Source organism: Nonomuraea cypriaca (assembly GCF_015645445.1).
Lineage (GTDB): Bacteria > Actinomycetota > Actinomycetes > Streptosporangiales > Streptosporangiaceae > Nonomuraea > Nonomuraea cypriaca.
Genome location: NZ_JADOGI010000214.1, coordinates 1 through 17,550, shown reverse-complemented (window position 1 = coordinate 17,550; position 17,550 = coordinate 1). Strand labels below are relative to the sequence as shown.

Annotated in this window: 18 protein-coding genes; 6 read left to right on the top strand and 12 right to left on the bottom strand. The window is 69.4% G+C overall.

The window, feature by feature from the left end:
• Nucleotides 1-218 precede the first annotated feature (218 nt).
• Together ITP53_RS43910 and ITP53_RS43905 are read left to right on the top strand one after the other, a co-directional pair.
• Nucleotides 219-1,514, top strand: a complete 1,296-nt coding sequence (locus tag ITP53_RS43910) for a DUF2252 domain-containing protein (protein WP_195901405.1) — start codon at nucleotides 219-221, stop codon at nucleotides 1,512-1,514.
• Nucleotides 1,515-1,563: 49 nt separating this feature from the next.
• On the top strand, nucleotides 1,564-2,310 hold the full coding sequence (locus ITP53_RS43905) for an SDR family oxidoreductase (RefSeq protein WP_236051825.1): 747 nt from the start codon (nucleotides 1,564-1,566) through the stop codon (nucleotides 2,308-2,310).
• Nucleotides 2,311-2,396: 86 nt separating this feature from the next.
• Here the strand turns inward: ITP53_RS43905 and ITP53_RS43900 are convergent, their stop codons facing one another.
• Together ITP53_RS43900 and ITP53_RS43895 are read right to left on the bottom strand one after the other, a co-directional pair.
• Nucleotides 2,397-2,654, bottom strand: coding sequence for a hypothetical protein (locus ITP53_RS43900; protein WP_195901403.1), 258 nt, complete (start codon nucleotides 2,652-2,654; stop codon nucleotides 2,397-2,399).
• Between the two features lie 42 nt (nucleotides 2,655-2,696).
• Nucleotides 2,697-2,987: a hypothetical protein gene (locus ITP53_RS43895; protein WP_195901402.1), complete on the bottom strand. Its 291-nt coding sequence runs from the start codon at nucleotides 2,985-2,987 to the stop codon at nucleotides 2,697-2,699.
• Between the two features lie 213 nt (nucleotides 2,988-3,200).
• On the opposite strand from ITP53_RS43895, the gene ITP53_RS43890 reads away from it, so the two are divergent.
• Complete coding sequence (locus tag ITP53_RS43890) at nucleotides 3,201-3,854, top strand: NIPSNAP family protein (RefSeq protein ID WP_195901401.1); 654 nt, start codon at nucleotides 3,201-3,203, stop codon at nucleotides 3,852-3,854.
• A gap of 18 nt (nucleotides 3,855-3,872) precedes the next feature.
• Here the strand turns inward: ITP53_RS43890 and ITP53_RS43885 are convergent, their stop codons facing one another.
• From ITP53_RS43885 to ITP53_RS43875, 3 genes are read right to left on the bottom strand one after another with little or no spacing between them, the layout of a single operon-like run.
• Complete coding sequence (locus ITP53_RS43885; RefSeq protein ID WP_195901400.1) at nucleotides 3,873-4,544, bottom strand: pentapeptide repeat-containing protein; 672 nt, start codon at nucleotides 4,542-4,544, stop codon at nucleotides 3,873-3,875.
• Nucleotides 4,545-4,548: 4 nt separating this feature from the next.
• Nucleotides 4,549-6,027 carry a glycoside hydrolase family 3 protein gene (locus ITP53_RS43880; protein WP_195901399.1) on the bottom strand — a complete coding sequence of 493 codons (1,479 nt, stop codon included), beginning with the start codon at nucleotides 6,025-6,027 and terminating at the stop codon, nucleotides 4,549-4,551.
• A gap of 26 nt (nucleotides 6,028-6,053) precedes the next feature.
• On the bottom strand, nucleotides 6,054-7,418 hold the full coding sequence (locus ITP53_RS43875; protein WP_195901398.1) for an alkaline phosphatase D family protein: 1,365 nt from the start codon (nucleotides 7,416-7,418) through the stop codon (nucleotides 6,054-6,056).
• 150 nt (nucleotides 7,419-7,568) lie between these two features.
• On the opposite strand from ITP53_RS43875, the gene ITP53_RS43870 reads away from it, so the two are divergent.
• Both ITP53_RS43870 and ITP53_RS43865 read left to right on the top strand, forming a co-directional pair.
• Nucleotides 7,569-8,234, top strand: a complete 666-nt coding sequence (locus ITP53_RS43870) for a TetR/AcrR family transcriptional regulator (protein ID WP_195901397.1) — start codon at nucleotides 7,569-7,571, stop codon at nucleotides 8,232-8,234.
• Nucleotides 8,231-8,911 (top strand): DNA alkylation repair protein, encoded by a 681-nt coding sequence (locus ITP53_RS43865; protein WP_195901396.1) that lies wholly within the window; start codon nucleotides 8,231-8,233, stop codon nucleotides 8,909-8,911. The genes ITP53_RS43870 and ITP53_RS43865 overlap by 4 nt, the downstream gene beginning before the upstream one ends.
• 50 nt (nucleotides 8,912-8,961) lie before the next feature.
• On the opposite strand, the gene ITP53_RS43860 is transcribed toward ITP53_RS43865, so the two are convergent.
• Nucleotides 8,962-9,795 (bottom strand): LysR family transcriptional regulator, encoded by an 834-nt coding sequence (locus ITP53_RS43860; RefSeq protein WP_236051827.1) that lies wholly within the window; start codon nucleotides 9,793-9,795, stop codon nucleotides 8,962-8,964.
• A 97-nt stretch (nucleotides 9,796-9,892) separates the two neighbouring features.
• Here ITP53_RS43860 and metE point away from each other — a divergent pair, with 97 nt between their 5' ends.
• Nucleotides 9,893-12,040: a 5-methyltetrahydropteroyltriglutamate--homocysteine S-methyltransferase gene (metE, locus tag ITP53_RS43855; protein WP_195901394.1), complete on the top strand. Its 2,148-nt coding sequence runs from the start codon at nucleotides 9,893-9,895 to the stop codon at nucleotides 12,038-12,040.
• Nucleotides 12,041-12,130: 90 nt separating this feature from the next.
• On the opposite strand, the gene ITP53_RS56475 is transcribed toward metE, so the two are convergent.
• The 6 genes from ITP53_RS56475 to ITP53_RS43825 all read right to left on the bottom strand — a co-directional run bounded on the left by ITP53_RS56475 (nucleotide 12,131) and on the right by ITP53_RS43825 (nucleotide 17,382).
• Nucleotides 12,131-12,319: a hypothetical protein gene (locus ITP53_RS56475; protein ID WP_207757278.1), complete on the bottom strand. Its 189-nt coding sequence runs from the start codon at nucleotides 12,317-12,319 to the stop codon at nucleotides 12,131-12,133.
• A gap of 204 nt (nucleotides 12,320-12,523) precedes the next feature.
• The gene (locus ITP53_RS43845; RefSeq protein WP_328817706.1) at nucleotides 12,524-13,396 is read right to left on the bottom strand and encodes a carbohydrate ABC transporter permease; all 873 of its coding nucleotides are present in this window, start codon (nucleotides 13,394-13,396) and stop codon (nucleotides 12,524-12,526) included.
• A 42-nt stretch (nucleotides 13,397-13,438) separates the two neighbouring features.
• Entirely contained in the window at nucleotides 13,439-14,350 is a 912-nt protein-coding gene (locus ITP53_RS43840) for a carbohydrate ABC transporter permease (RefSeq protein WP_195901392.1), read from the bottom strand.
• On the bottom strand, nucleotides 14,350-15,759 hold the full coding sequence (gene ngcE / locus ITP53_RS43835) for an N-acetylglucosamine/diacetylchitobiose ABC transporter substrate-binding protein (protein WP_195901391.1): 1,410 nt from the start codon (nucleotides 15,757-15,759) through the stop codon (nucleotides 14,350-14,352). Before ngcE ends, ITP53_RS43840 begins: the two co-directional genes overlap by 1 nt.
• Nucleotides 15,760-15,777: 18 nt before the next feature.
• On the bottom strand, nucleotides 15,778-16,512 hold the full coding sequence (locus ITP53_RS43830; protein ID WP_195901390.1) for a sugar isomerase domain-containing protein: 735 nt from the start codon (nucleotides 16,510-16,512) through the stop codon (nucleotides 15,778-15,780).
• The gene (locus ITP53_RS43825; RefSeq protein ID WP_195901389.1) at nucleotides 16,513-17,382 is read right to left on the bottom strand and encodes a MurR/RpiR family transcriptional regulator; all 870 of its coding nucleotides are present in this window, start codon (nucleotides 17,380-17,382) and stop codon (nucleotides 16,513-16,515) included.
• Nucleotides 17,383-17,550 lie beyond the last annotated feature (168 nt).

Genomic DNA, 17,550 nt, shown 5'->3' with positions numbered 1-17,550 from the left:
CCCGGCCTGACCCCGCCCGACCCCGCCCCGGCTGGTCCCGCCTGGGTCCGCCTGGGTCCGCCTCGGTGCCCGTGCCGCGCTCGCTCGGCCGCCGCGCCGGCGCGGTCCCGTCGCCGCCCACACTGTCTGGTGCCGTTGTCGCCGGAGGGCTCTGACTTGGGCTTGTCAGGGAAAGATCGGGGTAGGCGGCAGAAGGATCGGGATCTAGTGTCCGGAACATGGGCACACGCTCCTCCTTCCTGCTCGATGTCCTCATGGCGGAGTTCGGCGAGTCGATCAAGCGAGACCCCGCCGCCTTCAGACGGAAATTTCGGAAGATGGCGGCGACTCCGTTCGCCTTCTACCGCGGCAGCGCGTCCCTCTTCTACGCGGACATGACCGCGAGCTTCGCCGACGACGCCTACCTCGACGGCCCGACCAGCCGCGTCTGGATCCACGGTGACCTGCACGCCGAGAACTTCGGCACGTACATGAACGCCTCCGGTGTCCTGGTCTTCAATGTCAACGACTTCGACGAGGCGTACGTGGGCCCGTACGTCTGGGACCTCAAGCGCTTCGCCGCCAGCGTGGCCCTGATCGGGTACGCCAAGGCGTTGTCCGACGACGCGATCGGCGGGCTCGTGGCCGGGTTCGGGGAGGCGTACCTGACCGAGTTGGCCGCCATCGCGGCCGGTGGGGACGACGCGATCGGCTCGCTCACCCTGGACACCACCAGCGGCGTGCTGCACCGGGTGCTGCAGACGGCGCGGCTCAGCACGCGGGTGGCGCTGCTGGACGTCGAGACCGTCATCGACGACTACGACCGGCGGTTCGCGCTCATGGAGGGGCGGGAGGGCGTGGACGCGGCGGGCCAGGAGGCCGTGCTGGCCGCGTTCCAGGAGTATCTGACGACGCTGCCCGGGGAGGTCAATCCCGTCGAGCACGTGATCAAGGACGTGGCGCTGCGCAAGGGCGTGGGGATCGGGTCGGCGGGGCTGCCGTCGTACAATCTGCTGCTCGAAGGACGCTCCCAGGCGCTGGAGAACGACGTCGTCCTCTACATGAAACAGGCCGCGGTGCCGGCGGTGGCGCGGTACGTGACCGACGAGAAGGTGGCCTCCTACTTCCTGCACCAGGGGCACCGGACGGCGGAGTCGCAGCGGGCGCTGCAGGCGTACGCCGATCCGTGGCTCGGGTACACGACGCTGGGCGGGGTGGGGCAACTCGTGGCGGAGGTGTCGCCGTACTCGGCCGACCTGGACTGGGACGACGTGAACGAGCCGGACGAGCTGCGCTCGATCGTCCGCGACATGGGGCGGGCGGTCGCGCGCATGCACGCGGTGGCCGACGACGACTCCAGTCACGATCTCGTCGACTTCTCGACTGAGGAGGCGATCGTGGCGTTGATCGGCAACGACAGAGCGGGATTTATCGGGATGCTGGTGGATTTCGCCCATCGTTATGGGACGCAGACCAGGGAAGACCATCAGAGGTTCGTCGACCTGTTCCGCAACGGCCGGCTGCCGGGCGTCTGAAGCGTACGCTTCTGGCGACCGACCGGCCGGTATGGCATGCTTCCAGAACATGACTCTGTTCTCGGTGGAAGGCAAGACAGTCGTCGTCACGGGGGGTTCGCGCGGCATCGGGCGCATGATCGCCGCCGGCTTCGTCCAGGCGGGGGCGACCGTCTACATATCCGCGCGCAAAACGGCCGAGGTCGAGAAGACCGCCGCCGAGTTGGGCTGCACCGCCGTGCCCGCCGACCTGTCGACGCCCGAAGGGCTGGAAGCGCTGGTCTCGGCGGTGGACGGCCCCCTGGACGTGCTGGTGAACAACGCCGGCGCGACCTGGGGCGCCCCCTTGGAGGAGTATCCGGAGCACGCCTTCGACAAGCTCTGGAACATCAACGTCAAGGGCGTCTTCTACCTGACCCAGCGGTTCCTGCCCCGGCTGCGGGAGGCGGCCACCGCGGACGACCCGGCCCGCGTGATCAACGTGGGCTCGATCGACGGCATCAAGGTGCCGGCGGTGCCGAGCTACGCCTACTCCTCGACGAAGTCCGCCGTGCACATGCTGACCCGGCACCTGGCCAAGCACCTGGCCAAGGAGCACATCACGGTCAACGCCATCGCGCCGGGGCCGTTCGACTCGAAGATGATGGCCTTCGCGCTGGACGACCCGGACACCAGGAAGGCCATCGCCTCGAACGTGCCGCTGGGGCGCATCGGCCGGCCCGAGGACATGGCGGGCACGGCGATCTTCCTGTCGTCGCGGGCGGGGGCGTACCTGACCGGTGCGGTCATCCCGGTGGACGGCGGCATCTCCTGCTGAACGCGCACGTGCGGGCCGGGTCGTGTCGACCCGGCCCGCACGCGTTGTCCGGAGACCGCGTCCTGGCGGAACGCGGGAGCCGGGTGTTAGTCCATGATGTCGTCGATGACCACGTCGCCGCCGTTGGTGGCGACCACGGCGTTGCCGTTGACGTTGTTGACGCCGGTCGCGTCGACGCCGCTCACGTTGTTGTTGACGACGTTGCCGAAGTTGTTGCCGGACTGCACGGCGTCGTGGTTGGAGCTGGAGTTGCCGGAGGTCGTGTCAGCGAACGCGGGGGCGGACAGCAGGGTCACACCGGCCGCGGCGGCGATCAGGCCGGTCACGCAGAGCTTCTTCATCATGTCGATGTCCTTTCAGATTGCTGTTCTCGGGGCGTCAGCCGGTCAGTCGAAGATGTACGTCACCGTGATGCCGCCGTGCGTGGCGACCGGCGTGAAGCCGTTGATGTTGTTGACGTTGGTCGACTCGTGCTGACCGCGGATGGCGGCGAGGATGTCACCGAAGTTGTTGCCGGACTGGGTGGAGCCGGTGTTGCGGCTCCAGTTGCTGGACCAGTTGCTGCTCCAGCGGTTGGACCAGTCGTCCCAGTCGTCGGCGTGCGCGGGTACGGGAAGCAGTGCGCCGCCACCGGCCACTGCCACGACGGCCGCGGCGGCGCACACCCTTTTGATCACTTGTGCTCCTTCGTCAGGGGGAGACCCTCCGGGGCGGCGGTCGCCACGGGCCCTGGGCACCACCGACCCCTTTGACCTTCTTTGACCCATGGATCAAGGCCAGTTGAGATCCTATAACCGAGAGTTGCCAATAGGTAGCTTAAAGTAATCAGAACATTATTCGGCCAATACACTGACGAGAGATGTCAGTGATGCCGTCCTAACGTGCCCCGCATGATCTACGAACTGCGGCGCTACACCCTCCACCCGGGTCGGCGCGACACACTGATCGAGCTGTTCGAGCGGGAGTTCGTCGAGACGCAGGAAGCGGCGGGGATGCGCGTCACCGGCTCCTTCCGCGACCCGGACGCGCCCGACACGTTCCCCTGGCTACGCGCCTTTCCCGGCATGGACGCCCGGCGCGCGGCGCTGGAGGCGTTCTACGACGGGCCGGTGTGGCGGGCCCACCGCGACGCCGCCAACGCCACGATGATCGACTCGGACGACGTGCTCCTGCTCCACGTCGTGGACGGCGCCTTCCCCGCGCGGGATCGGCCGCCGGTGGGGACGGCCGAACGGCCCGCGTCGCTGTACACCGCCACGATCTACCACGTCGACGACGGCTTCGCCGCGTTCTTCGCCCGCGAGGCCGTCCCCGTGCTGGCCGAGGCGGGGGTGCCGCCGATCGTCTGCCTGGAGACCGAGCACTCCGAGAACACGTATCCGCGCCTGCCCGTGCGCACCGGCGAGCAGGTGTTCGTGTGGTTCGCCCGGTTCGAGACGCCGGGGGACGAGCGGGAGGTGGACCTGCCGATGCTGAAGTCCCGCCTCACCGCCGCACCCGAGCGGATCAGGCTGCGGCCCACCGCCAGGTCCGCCATGCGCTGACGGCCGTCAGGGGACCCGTCAGAGGACGGTGATGCCGCGGGCGGCGAGGATGGCCTTGGCCTGGGTCTGGTTGATCACGGCGCCGGCGAAGGCCCGCAGTTTGGCGTCGTCGGGCTGGCCCAGGTCGGCGCCGCGCAGGTCGGCCTTGGCGAACGTCGTGTTCAGCAGCCGGGTGCCGATGAGCCGGCAGTCGTCGAGGACGGCCTCGGTGAAGTCGCAGCCCGACAGGTCCGCGTCGTCGAAGCGGACGCCCTCGATGTGCTCGCCGCGCAGCGAGCAGCCACCCAGGTTGGCGAGGGTCAGGTTGGAGCGGCTGAGCTTGAAGCCGGTGCCGCGCGAGGCCGTGAGCGCGGTGCCGATCATGCGGCAGCCGGTGAAGGAGACGTCCGTCAGCAGCGCGCCGCCGAACTGCGCCGAGGACAGGTCCACGTCCGTGAACGTCACGTCGATGAGGTCGGCGTCGTTGAAGCGGATCCGCATCCCACCGCCGCCGGTGAAGGCGGCCCCGTCCAGGTCGGCCTTGCGGAAGTCGGTCTGCTCCAGCACGCAGGACGTGAAGCGGGCCCCGGCCAGCGACGCGCCCCAGAAGTCGGTCTCCGTCAGGTCGCAGTCGCGGAAGGTGTGGGTCTCCTCGGACGGGAGGCGGTCGCCCAGCGCTTTGTGCGAGAGGTCCTCGCCGTCGAAGTTCACGGTGTCACAGGGTACCGGTCAGGACCTCCGCGGCGGCCTGGCCGCAGACCCTGGCGGAGCCGTACGTGGCGATGTGGACGGCGCCCAGGTCCGAGCGGGCCGGCAGGCCCATCTCCACCACCACGGCGTCGGGCCGCACGCTCAGCAGGTGACTGAGGGCCGCGCCCTGCCAGAGGTGGCGGTGGGCGTCGCGGACCACGATCACCAGCGGGCGCCGCCCGGCCCGCGCGAGCAGCCCCTCCAGTACGACGCCCGTCGCCTCGCCCGCCGTCAGCCGGGTGACCTCGGTGCCGGGCAGGAGCTGTGCCAGAGGGCCGCCGACGCCCCACGGGGTGCCCCTGTCGATGGCCAGGTTCATCTCCGGGGCCAGTTCGATCACGTGCGCGGCCGAGGTGAGGGGCAGCGCCACGGCCGTGGACCTGCGGGTGACGCGGAGCGCCCGGCGGGCGGCGGTGAGGCCGAGGTGCCCGTCCCCCGGCCCCGCGCTGCCCGAGGAGGCGGCCCAGAGGGCCAGCTCGCGGACCCGGCGAGCGGCGTCGGCCAGTCGCTCCTCGGGCAGCAGTCCTGTGGTCACCGCCGCGGCGATGGCGTCGCGTACCTCGACGGCCGTCGCCTCGTCGGATCGCTCGCCGCCGACGCAGATCGCGTCGGCCCCCGCGGCGATGGCGCGGGCGGAGGCGCCCCCGATCCCGTACGCCCCCGACACCGCGGCCATTTCGATGCCGTCCGTGATGATCATTCCTTGGAAGCCCAGTTCCTCCCGCAGCAGCCCGGTGAGCACCTTGGGGCTCAGGGTGGCGGGCAGTTCGGCGTCGTACGAGGGCACGAGGAGGTGACCGGTCATGACGGACCGCACGCCCTCCTTGATCGCCTCACGGAAAGGGAACAGCGCGTCCTCGATCCCGTGCTCGGCCACGACGGGCACCCCGTGGTGGGAGTCGACCGAGGTGTCCCCGTGCCCGGGGAAGTGCTTGGCGCAGGCGGCCACGCCGGCCGACTGCAGGCCGCGGACGAACGCCCTGGTGTGCCGGGCGACCAGGGCCGGGTCGGCGCCGAACGCGCGCAGGCCGATGACCGGGTTGTCCGGGTTGGAGTTGACGTCGGCCGACGGCGCGAAGTCGATCGTGATGCCGGCCGCGGCCAGGTCGCCGCCGAGGTCCGCGGCCAGGGCCTCGGTCAGGCCCACGTCGTCCACGACGCCCAGCGCGTACCCGCCTGGGCGGCTGCTGCCCGTGGCCACCTCCAGCCTGGTGACCTCGCCGGACTCCTCGTCGGTGCCGACGAGGACCTCGGGGTTCTCCGCGCGCAGCGCGGCGGTGAGCCTGGCCACCTGGGCGGGGCCGGCGATGTTGCGTGAGAACAGCGCCACGCCGGCCAGCCCCTCACCGAGCCGGCGGCGGAGCCAGTCGGGGGGCGTGTGTCCGGTGAAGCCGGGGAAAAGGACGGCGTCGGCAAGGCGAAGCAGGTCACCGCTCAGGGGCATGCTTCGAAATCTAATAGGAAAGTTTCCTATTTGCTAGAGGTATTTTCTGACGTCAACCCGCTCCCCATGGTGACGAACTCCGCCACTGTACGCACAGGCGAGCCCTCCTCGTCCACGAAGTCCACCGCCCGGTACGCCACCCGCAACTCCTCGGGGCTCATCACGCCCGACAGATAGCCGCGGCGGTCGTCGAAGAACGTGAGATGCGGGTTGGCGGCCAGCACTGCCGGGCCGTCGGTCCGCGGCGGCCGGCTGCTGATCGAGCTGCCCACGAACTCCACCCCGACCGTGGCCGAGGCCGGATCGAGGAAGTCGGCCTTCAACTCGCCCGCCCACGCGTTGTGCACGTCGCCGCTGAGCACCACCAGGCCGGGCGCGTTCGCCGCCAGGATGCGGGCGCGCTGGCCCGGGTGGCCGTCCCAGGAGTCGGTGCGCAGGTTCGGCGCCGGTCCGGGCACGAAGCGGCGGGCGAAGAACAGCGGCTGGACGAGGACGCGCCAGCGTACCGGGCTGGTGCGCAGCCGGGACAGCAGCCACTGCTCCTGGCCGGCGCCGAGCATGGTGCCGGCGGTGCGGTACTGGCGCACGTCGAGCACCATGAAGTCGGCCACCACACCGTACGTGCGCCGCCTGTACATCTGCAGGTTGCCGTTCCGCGGGCGGACCCGCAGCGGCTGGTTCTCGTAGTACGCCTGGTAGGCCGCGGCCCGGCGGCGCAGGAACGCCTGCGACCCGTCCCCTCTCCCCCGGTAGTTGTCGGCCACCTCGTGGTCGTCCCAGGTCGGCACCCAGGGCGCGGCGGCGTGCGCGGCACGCAGGTCGGGGTCGGTCCGGTAGCGGGCGTAGCGCAGGCGGTATTCGTGCAGCCTGATGGCCTGGCCGGACACCGGGCCGAGCGGGCGTACGGGGTCGGCGGCCTCGCCGGACTCGTAGATGTAGTCGCCGACGTGGATGACCACGTCCGGCCGTTCCGCGGCGAGATGCCGGTACGCGGTGTAGAAGCCGTGCTCGTAACGCTGGCAGTTGGCCACCGCGAACCGCACGGGACGGGTCGAGGCCGGGTCGTCCGCGGTCCTGGTGCGGCCGACCGGGCTCAGCGCGCCGTTCGCCATGAACCGGTAGAAGTAGTCGGTGCCAGGCGCCAGCCCCGCGACCCTGACGTGCACGCTGTGCGCCCAGATCGGCAGCGCCTGGAGCGTCCCCTGGCGCACGCCCCGCGTGAACCGGTCGTCCTCGGCGAGTTGCCAGCGCACCTCGACGGCCCGCTGTGCCATGCCGCCCGGCCGTCTGGGGTCGTCGCTCAGGGGATCGGCCGCCAGCCGGGTCCAGAGCATGACGCCGTCGGGCAGTGGCTCGCCTGAGGCGACGCCGAGGGTGAAGGGGTCGGCCATATCCTCATCGTGACGCAGGGACGGGATACCGTACGGGTGAGGTTCGCCTGACCCGGGCGGTCGTAGCAAGTGCTTGGTCAAGCCGGAAACGCCGTATGAGCAGGGGCGGTCAGGTGAACAAGCGATTGTGCGAGGGCTCATAATGGTGACGTGACCACGCGAAAGAACTCCGGCACCACCACCCCGGCTAAACGCCAGCGGGCGACCTCATCCGGGGCGGCCTCCGAGCGCCGCGACCACCTCGTCAAGCTCGCCGCCGAACTCTTCGCGCGCAAGGGCTTCCAGGCCACGACCGTACGCGAGATCGCGGACGAAGCAGGCATTCTCTCCGGAAGTCTCTACCACCACTTCGACTCCAAGGAGACGATCGTCGACGAGGTGCTGTCCACCTTCCTCGACGACCTCGTCGCCCGCTACCGCGCCGCACTCGACGCCGGCTCCGACGCCCGCACGGTGCTGTCGGAGATGGTCCGCATCGGGTTCGGCACGCTGGAGCCGCACCGGGCCGCTATCACGGTGATGCAGAACGACTGGAACTATCTGCGGCAGTTCGAGCGGTTCAACTACCTGGTCAAGGCCGAGGACGAGGTCGAGCAGATCTGGGTGACGCAGATCAAGGCGGGACAGGCGGCCGGGCTGTTCAGGCCCGACGTCGATCCCAAGCTCACCTACCGGATGATCCGCGACACGATCTGGGTGGCGGTCCGCTGGTTCCGCCCGGGCGGAAGGCTCAACACGGGCACCCTGGCCGAGCACTACATCACCGTGCTCTTCGACGGTCTCGCCACGGGCGAGCGCACCACCCACAAGGGATGAGCCTCGGCAAGGCGGTGCGGCTGGCACTGCAGGAGGCGTCCGAGCCTGGCAAGGCCGAGGCCATGCGGGCGTACATGAAGTCCGCGATGCCGTTCCTGGGCGTGCAGGCGGCGCCCAGGCGGAAGGCGCTGAAGCGGGTGTTCACCGGTCATCGCCTGGAGACCGCGCCCGAGTGGCGGCGTGCAGTGTTGTCGTTGTGGCGGGAGGCCGAATACCGCGAGGAGCGGTATGCCGCCGTCGAGCTGTCCGGATTCCCCTACTACCGGGAGTTCCAGACCCTCTACACGGTCCCCATGTACGAGGAGATGATCGTCTCGGGCGCCTGGTGGGACCTGGTCGACGAGTTGGCCACGCACCGGATCGGCGGGCTGCTCGCCGCCTACCCGGACTCGATGCGGGCGCTCATGCTGGAGTGGGCCCACGACGACGACCTGTGGAAGCGACGTACCGCGATCCTGTGCCAGAACCGCTTCAAGACCCGCACCGACACGGCGCTGCTGTACGCGTGCATCGAGCCGAGCCTGTCGGACAACGACTTCTTCGCGCGCAAGGCCATCGGATGGGCTCTGCGCGAATACGCCAAGACCAACCCCGGCGACGTCGTCCGCTACGTCAAGGCCAAGGGGATCTCCGGCCTCAGCCGCCGCGAGGCACTGAAGAACCTGCCGCTCACCTGAGCCACCGGGAGGTCCTGAGGAACCTGCCGGTCACCTGAGCCGCCGGCCGGTCATCTGGTCCAGAGCGCGTCCTGCACCGCCTGGACCAGGGCCATCAGCTCGGGCGTGACGCGCTCCTTCGACCAGGCCAGGGCGTAGGTGATGCGCAGGTCGCCCGCGTCGAGCGGGACGAACCGCACGTCGTCCCGCCTGATCGTCCTGGCCAGGAGCTGCGGGATGGGCAGCAGGCCGGCGCCCGCGGCCACCAGGTCGAGCGCGGCGCCGAAGTCGTCGTCGGCCACCAGGCGCGAGCGGCCGGGCAGGCCGGCCCACGGGCGGGTGCCCGGCGTGAGCAGCACCTGGCCGCCCAGCTCGCCCGCGGTGACCTTGGCGCTGGACTCCAGCCGGTGGCCGGCGGGCACGGCCAGGTGGTCCACCGTGACGTGGAATCTGGCCGCCGTCACGAACTGGGCCGGCGCCGGCGTGGCCAGGATCGCGGCCGAGACCTCGCCGTCCGCCAGTGCCCGCGCCGCCGCGCTCCGGCCCGCCGCCCGCAACTCCACGCCGACGGCGCGGCCGGCCAGCCGCCTGGCGATCCGGGCGGCGAGCGTACCCACGAGTGGCGGATAAGCGAGGTGAATGGTCGGCCGGGCCAGCCTGGCCGCTTCCGCGGTGAACGCCCCCGCCGAGTCGATCACCTGCGCCGCGTAAGGCAGGAGCGCCTTGCCCGCGGCCGTGAGCCGCACCTGACGGGCGGTTCGCTCGAAGAGCTGGACGCCTGCGGCTCGTTCGAGCCTCGTCACAGCCTGACTCATGGCGGGCTGGGACATCCCCAGGTCGACGGCGGCCTTGGAGAAGCTGAGCCGTTCGGCGACTCTGGTGAAGCAGTGGATCTCCCGAAGCATAAGCAACACCAATACATGGTGCATCACGTACGGGGTACTCGGCAGGATTCCAGCGACGTTTTCCCTATCGAAATCTCCATGAGAAGGAGCCGCGACGATGCCGTCATTTCCCAAGTCCACCGTGCTCGGGTACCCGAGGATCGGGCCGCGCAGGGAGCTGAAGCGGGCGCTCGAGTCGTACTGGGACGGGCGGTCGAGCCGGGCGGAGCTCGACCGGACGGGCGCCGAACTCCGGGAGCGGACCTGGCGCAGGCTGGCCGAGCTCGGCCTGGAAGGGCTGCCGTCGAACACGTTCTCGCTGTACGACCACGTGCTGGACACGGCGGTGCTGCTCGGTGCGGTGCCCGCGCGTTACCGCGACGCCGACGACCCCTACTTCGCGATGGCCAGGGGCACCGAGGGGTTGGCGCCGCTGCGGATGACGAAGTGGTTCGACACGAACTACCACTACATCGTGCCGGAGATCGGGCCGGACACCGCGTTCAAGCTGGACGCGGCCAAGCCGCTGGCCGAGGTGCGTGAGGCGCGGGCGCTCGGGTTCGAGACGCGGCCTGTGGTGGTGGGGCCGGTGACGTTCCTGCTGCTGGCCGGCGCGCTGGACCGGCTGGACGACGTGCTGGGCTGCTACGAGGAGCTGCTGTCGCTGCTGGCCGCCGAGGGGGTCGCGTGGGTGCAGCTCGACGAGCCCGCGCTGGTGGCCGACCGGACGGGCGACGAGCTGGCCGCCGTACGGTCCGCGTACGAGCGGCTGGGCGGCCTTGGGCGGCGGCCCGGGCTGTTCGTGGCCTCGTACTTCGGGGACCTCGGGGAGGCGCTGCCGGTGCTGGCCGGCACGCCGGTGGAGGCCATCGGGGTGGACCTGGTGCGCGGCGGGGTGCCCGGCGCCGACCTGACGGGGAAGACCGTGGTCGCGGGTGTGGTGTCCGGGCGTGACGTGTGGCGTACCTCGCCGGAGCGGGCGCTGGCGGCGCTGGGCGCCGTACGGGCCTCCGAGGTGGTGGTGAGCACGTCCTGCTCGCTGCTGCACGTGCCCTATGACGTGGCGGCCGAGCCGGCGCTGGAGCCTTCTCTGCGGGACCGGCTGGCGTTCGCCGAGCAGAAGGTGGCCGAGTTGGTGGCGCTGTCGCGGGCCGGGTTCCACGAGTCGCCGGCCGCCGACCCCTCCGTGGCGCTGCCAGGACCGGTCGCGCAGGAGGAGCGCAGCCCGTACGCGGTACGGGCGGCGGCGCAGGCCGGGCACCTGCGGCTGCCTCTCCTGCCGACCACCACGATCGGGTCGTTCCCGCAGACCGGCGAGCTGCGGGCGGCCCGCGCGGCGGTGGCGGCCGGCACCCTGTCCCAGGCGGACTACGAACGCCGGGTCGAGGGCGAGATCGAGCGGGCCATCCGGGTGCAGGAACGGCTCGGGCTCGACGTGCTCGTACACGGGGAGCCCGAACGCAACGACATGGTGCAGTACTTCGCCGAGCACCTCGACGGGTTCGCCGTCACCGCGAACGGGTGGGTGCAGTCGTACGGGTCGCGCTGCACCCGGCCGCCGATCCTGCACGGCGACGTCGGCCGCCCCGAGCCGATCACCGTGCGGTGGGCCACGTACGCGCAGTCGCTCACGGACAAGCCGGTCAAGGGCATGCTCACCGGGCCGGTGACGATCGTGGCGTGGTCGTTCGTGCGCGACGACCTGCCGCTCCGCGACGTGGTGTTCCAGGTGGCGGACGCCATCAGGGAGGAGGTACGGGACCTGGAGGCGGCCGGGGCCTCGATCATCCAGGTCGACGAGCCTGCCCTGCGCGAGCTGCTGCCGTTGCGGCGGGGCGCGCAGGGTGACTACCTGGAGTGGGCGGTGGCGGCGTACCGGCGGGCCACCTCCGGGGCCGGCGATCGGACGCAGATCCACACGCACCTGTGCTATTCGGACGCCGGCGAGATCCTGACCGCCATCGACGGCCTGGACGCCGACGTGACCACGATCGAGTCGGCCCGGTCGGGGGCGCGGATCCTGGGGGCCGTGGGGGCGTTCGAGCGCGGGCTCGGGCCTGGTGTCTACGACATCCACTCACCGCGCGTGCCCGGCGCCGAGGAGGTCGAGGACCTGCTGCGGCGGACGGTGCGGGCGCTGCCGGCGGAGCGGGTGTGGGTCAACCCGGACTGCGGCTTGAAGACGCGTACGTACGAGCAGGTCGAGGCGTCGCTGGCGAACGTGGTCGCGGCCACCCGCAAGGTACGCGCGGAACTTCAGGCGTAACGCTCGGCCGACTCCGTCGCCTGGTTCCCGGCCCAGGCGGCGGAGCTCGGCGGGGTGAGACCCTTGAGGACCTGCCGACGAGGTAGGCAGTCACGCACATTCGCCCGGGTGATTCTGGTGATCGGCCTGCCAGGCGTCGGCACTGTACTCGAGGTCCATCGACAGGATCGCGGCCGCAGCCTCGCGCAGCCGATCCTTACCGGCCGCCACGGCTTCCTCACCGCCCGCACGGCTGACATGCTCAGCACGGATGTCCTTCCAACGCACGTAGCCTGCCATGATCGCGAGCTCCTTGAGGTAGATCTCATATCGCTGTTCGACGCGACGTCTGGCGGGCGCCCAGCGCCTCCGGTGCCAGCCAGCCGATGCCAGCGGTCGGTATATGACGAGACCACGCTAAGTCGCCGGCGACGTGATCACCAGACGTTTGCAAGGGAACTCTCGTCCGGCGCACCCTCAGCCCGGCATGTCGCGTACCGCGCGCTATTTGAGTGCGCCTGCGGTCAGGCCGGACTGGATCTGGCGTTGGAAGACCGTGTAGACGACGAGCATGGGGAGGATGGCCAGGGTCAGGGCGGCGAAGAGGGCGGCCCAGTCGGCGTCGTAGCCGGCGGCGGTTGAGATGTCGGCGATGCCCTGGGTGAGCACCCATTTCTCCCGGTCCTGGAGCAGGATCAGGGGGATCTGGTACTGGTTCCACTGGCCCAGGATGTTGAAGATCGTGATGCTGATGATGCCTGGTTTGGCCATCGGCATCATGATCTGGAAGAAGACCCTGGTATGCGAGGCGCCGTCGACCATCGCCGCCTCCGCGACCGCCGCCGGCAGCGTACGGAAGAAGGCCGCCAGGAAGAAGATGGTGAACGGCATCGAGTACGCGATGTACACCAGCACCGTGCCCGCATGCGTGTTCAACCCGATGAACTGCCCGACCAGCGGCACGTTGCCCATGTTCTGGACCACGAAGAAGAGCGGCGACAGCGCCAGGAAGAACGGGAAGGCCAAGCCCGCGACGAAGAGCATGTAGACCGTACGGTTTCCCCGGAAGGGATAGCGCGCGAGCACGTACGCCGCCATCGAGCCGACCAGCATCGTGCCGAATGTGCTGAACGACACCACGATGACGCTGTTGATCATGTACTGGCCGATGTGGGCCTGCTCCCAGGCCCTGGCGAAGTTGTCCCAGCGCAGCGTGGCGGGAAGCGACCACGCCGAGCCGAAGATCTCGTCCTCGCTTTTGACGGAGGCCAGGAAGGTCCAGACGATCGGCACCATCACCATGAGGGTCCAGATCGCCAGCGCGAAGTGCGTCAGCACGCCCAGCGGCCCGAGCCGCCGCTTCCGCTCCACGCGCACAGCGCTCCTCGAAGGCGCCTCCGTGGTCATCGTTGCCATCTTTCAGTACTCGATTCGTTCGCGCCGCGACAGGCGCAGCGACAGGATCGCGAAGCCGACGGTGAACAGGAACATCACCACGCCCAGGGCGGAGGCGTAGCCGAAGCGGAAATATCCGAAGGCATTGCGGTAGATCTCGGCCGCCATGACGGTGGTCGACCAGTTGGGCCCGCCCTGCTGGAGGGTCATCACCCAGACGATCGCGAAGACGTCCATGGCCAGGATGCCCAGATAGACCCAGGCGACCTGGACGGTGTCCCACAACAGCGGGAGCGTGACGCGGAAGAAGAGGGTGATCCGGTTGGCGCCGTCGATCTGCGCGGCCTCGAACATGTCCTTGGGGATGCTCGCCAGACCGGCGGAGAAGAGCACGACGTAGAAGCCGACCGCCTGCCAGACCAGCACGCCGAGCACCGACCAGAACGCGATGCCCGAGTCGGACAGGAACCCGATCGGCTGGAGTCCGAGCGCCATAAGCGGCCCGTTCAGCATGCCGCTGCCGTCGGGCCGGAACACCTGCTGGAACAGGACCGCCACGATCGTGACGGCCAAGACCTGCGGAAAGAAGAACACCACCCGGTAGAAGGCGGATCCACGAATTCCCGACACGCCCTGTTTTCCGCCCAGGTTGAGAAGGAAGGCGAAGAACAGGGCGATGACGATCGTGATCACTGGCAACAACACCAGCAGGGCGATGTTGTGCGTGACGGCCTTCCAGAAGACGTTGTCTCCGAAAAGCCGCTCGAAGTTGTCCAAGCCGATGAAGTTCGGCGTGGCGCTCACGCCACGCCAGTCCGTCATCGCCATGTAGAACGCCTGGACGTTCGGCGAGATCACATAGATGAGATAGAGAATCACCGGGGCTGCCAGGAACGAGGTGATGAACAGCCCACGGCGATACCTGTTGAACAGCATCAGCGCTTGTACTTCTTGATCGAGGAGTCGTTCTTGATCTCGTCGGACTTCTTCTGCATCCGCTCGAGGTACTCGTCGGGCGTCAGGCCGCCTGACATGAGCTCGCCGGTTGCGGCCTTGCACTCGTCGTTGAGCGGGCCGTACCAGGAGAAGACGCGGTAGTAGACGGTGTTGGAGCCCGCTGCCCCGACCGCCTGGGCGGCGCTGGTGACGCCCGGCGAGATCTCACGGCCCTCGCTGGCGCCCTTGACCACGGTGAGAGTGGTGACCAGTTCGCTGAAGTCGCCGGCGGCCTTCTTCGACAGCATGGCGCGCAGGTACTCCATGCCGGCCTGCGGGTGGGCGCTCCTAGCCGAGACCATGAACTCCTCACCCGGCGCGGTGTGCAGCGTCCCGTGGGGCATCGCGTCGGAGCCGGTGATGTCCGGGATGGGGAACATCGCGTAGTCGAAGCCTTCAGGCGTGGTCGTCTTCTGCTCGTTCTCCAGCCAGGAACCGCAGGGCAGCATGGCCACCTGATACTTGTTCTGCGCGGTCTGCGTCTGCACGTGGTCAAGACCCGTGGTGCCCTGCAGGAGATACTTGGCGCCCACCTCGGCCATCTTCTCGGCCGCGGTCTTCATGGCGTCGCCCTTCCAGGCGCCGTCCTCGAGGTTGTCGATGTTGACCAGCACCTCGTTGCCGCCGATCTTCGCGGCCATGGTGAGCAGCGGCTCGTACGCGTACTGCGGATGCTTGCCGGCGTAGGTGAAGGGGGCCATCTTGCCGGACTTCTTGATGGTCTCGCAGAGCGCGAGGAACTCGTCCCAGGTCTTCGGGATCTCCCAGCCGTTGTCGGTGAAGACCTTCTGGGAGTACCAGATGCCGTGGATGTAGTTGACGTAGCCCATCACGCTGAACTTGCCGTCGTAGGTGCCGAAATCGACGACGGACGGGTCGATGGTGTCGCGCACCTTGACGTTGGGGTCGTCCCACGACGGCGCGTCGAGCAGCGGGGTCAGGTCCTGTAGCTGGCCGTCCTGGGCCAGGGCGCCGAAGTCCATCTTGTTGGCGCCGGAGTTGTCGATCACCTCGGGCGGGTTCCCGCCGGCGAAGCGCGGCTGGAGGATCTTGGTGATCTCCTTGGTGACGTTGTGCTTGATCTCGACGTTCGGGTACTTGGTCTTGAAGAGCGGCTGGTGGATGTCGGTGGCGTACTGGTGGCCGAAGCCGCCGTCGAAGATCCAGACCTCCAGCGGCTTGGCGCCCACGCCGAACGGGTTGGCCGCGCTCGTCGCGGCCGGCGCGGCCGAGGAGGTGGCCGCGGGCTGGGGAGCGGGCGTGGCGCAGGCGGCCAGCGCCCCTGCCGCGGGCACGAGCGCCGCGGCACGAAGAAGATCACGCCTGCTGATATGGGGGGTGTGAGGCATTTGGCTACTCCTGACTATTCATGATCCGCGCCTGATACGCCCTGCGTATCGGCTCTCAAGCGCCTTGTTGTGTTCGTCGCCGCCGGTCACGTTGGCCGACAGGTAGATGGGAGGCGTCTCGCCGAGCGCCACGATCTCGTCCACCGCCTCGGTGACCACCATCTGCGCGAGCAACGCGGAGGTGATCGTGGAGACCGCACCGTAGCTGCCGCCGCCGGGCAGGTCCAGGATGGCGTCCCCGTACGGCGCGCCGTTGTCGAGCACGACGTCGGCCAGGTCGAGCAGCTTGCCGCCGGACGGGTGGCGTGAGGTCATCCTGGTGCTGTGCGCGACCGAGGTGATCGCGATGAGCGGGTGGCCGCGGTCCTTGACGATCGTGGCCAACTCGACGACCGCGCCGTTCACGCCCGAGCTGGAGATCAGCACGAACACGTCCTCGGGCGCGACCGGCGCCAGGTCGTAGATCTGATGCGCGACGGCCGGGTCCCGCTCCAGCTCCGGGGTCAGCACGCTGGCCGGTTGGCCGCCGTACAGCACCAGGTCACGGGGGGTGAGGCGGTTGCTGGGGACGAGGCCGCCGGCCCGTCCGGCGATCTCCATGGCGATGGCCTCGGAATGCCCCGAGCCGAACGCGTTGACCACGCCGCCGGCCCGGATCGCGGCCACGAGCAGCCCGGCGGCCTCGCGTACCGGCTCGGCCTGGCTCTCCGCGACCTTGTGCGCCAGGTCGAGCACCTTCGTTACGTACGTCATTCAGCCTCTCTCCACCCGATGACTCTCCACCGCGCTGATCGTGCGCTCGAACGCCTCATTTGTCTGCTCGTAGGTCTGTTGGGCCACCGCCACGTACACCGCGTCCAGCACGAACAGCTGCGAGTGCACGGCGGCCAGCCCGCCGAGCCTGAACGTGGTCTCCCTGCTGGCCGTGGTCAGCACCAGGTCCGCTAATTCGGCCAGCGGCGAGCGGGCGAACGAGGTGACGGCGACCGTCGTGGCGCCGTGGCTGCCTGACTCGGCCAGTGCCTCCATCACCTCACGCGTACGGCCCCTGTGGCTGATGCCGATGGCCACGTCGGCGGCGCCGAGCAGGGCCGCGTCCGACAGCGCCACGTGCGCGTCGCCCGCGCTCCAGCCGGGGATGCCGATGCGGCGCAGCCGGCCTTCGAACATGGTGGCGACGTTCCCGCTGGTGGAGACGCCGACGAGGAGCACCCGCCGGGCCGCCACGATCGCGTCGGCCACCTTGGCGACGATGCCGAGGTCGAGCTGTGCGGCGGTGTCCTGGATGAGCCTCGTGTCGGCGGCGGCCATCACCTCGATGGCCGCGTCGAGCGGGTCGTCGGGGCCTATCTCGTGCCCGACGCCCGCGCCCCAGCCCGCCTGTGCCGCCCTGCCTGTCTCGGTGGCGAGCGCGACGCGCAACTCGGCGTAGCCGGAGAAGCCGAACGCCCGGCAGAACCTGGTCACGGTCGCTGGCGAGCTGCCCGCGCGCTCGGCCAGGGTGATGATGGTCGACCGCGCGGCCTCGGCCGGATCGCCGAGAATCACCTCGCCGACCCTGCGCAACGCCTCCGGCAAACCGGGTAGTTCCGTTTCGACGCGCCCAAGCGCTCCTGAAGTCACGAATATTCCTTCCGAATACTCGGTCTTCTGGCGAAAATTATTCTTGCTTCCTGGCCACGTCAAGCCCCAGACTCGGACCGTGACTGAATCGCTAGTCGTCGGCGTCGACGCCGGTGCCACCTCCACGCGGGTCGCCGTCCACTCGCTGGACGGGACCAGGGTGGGCTA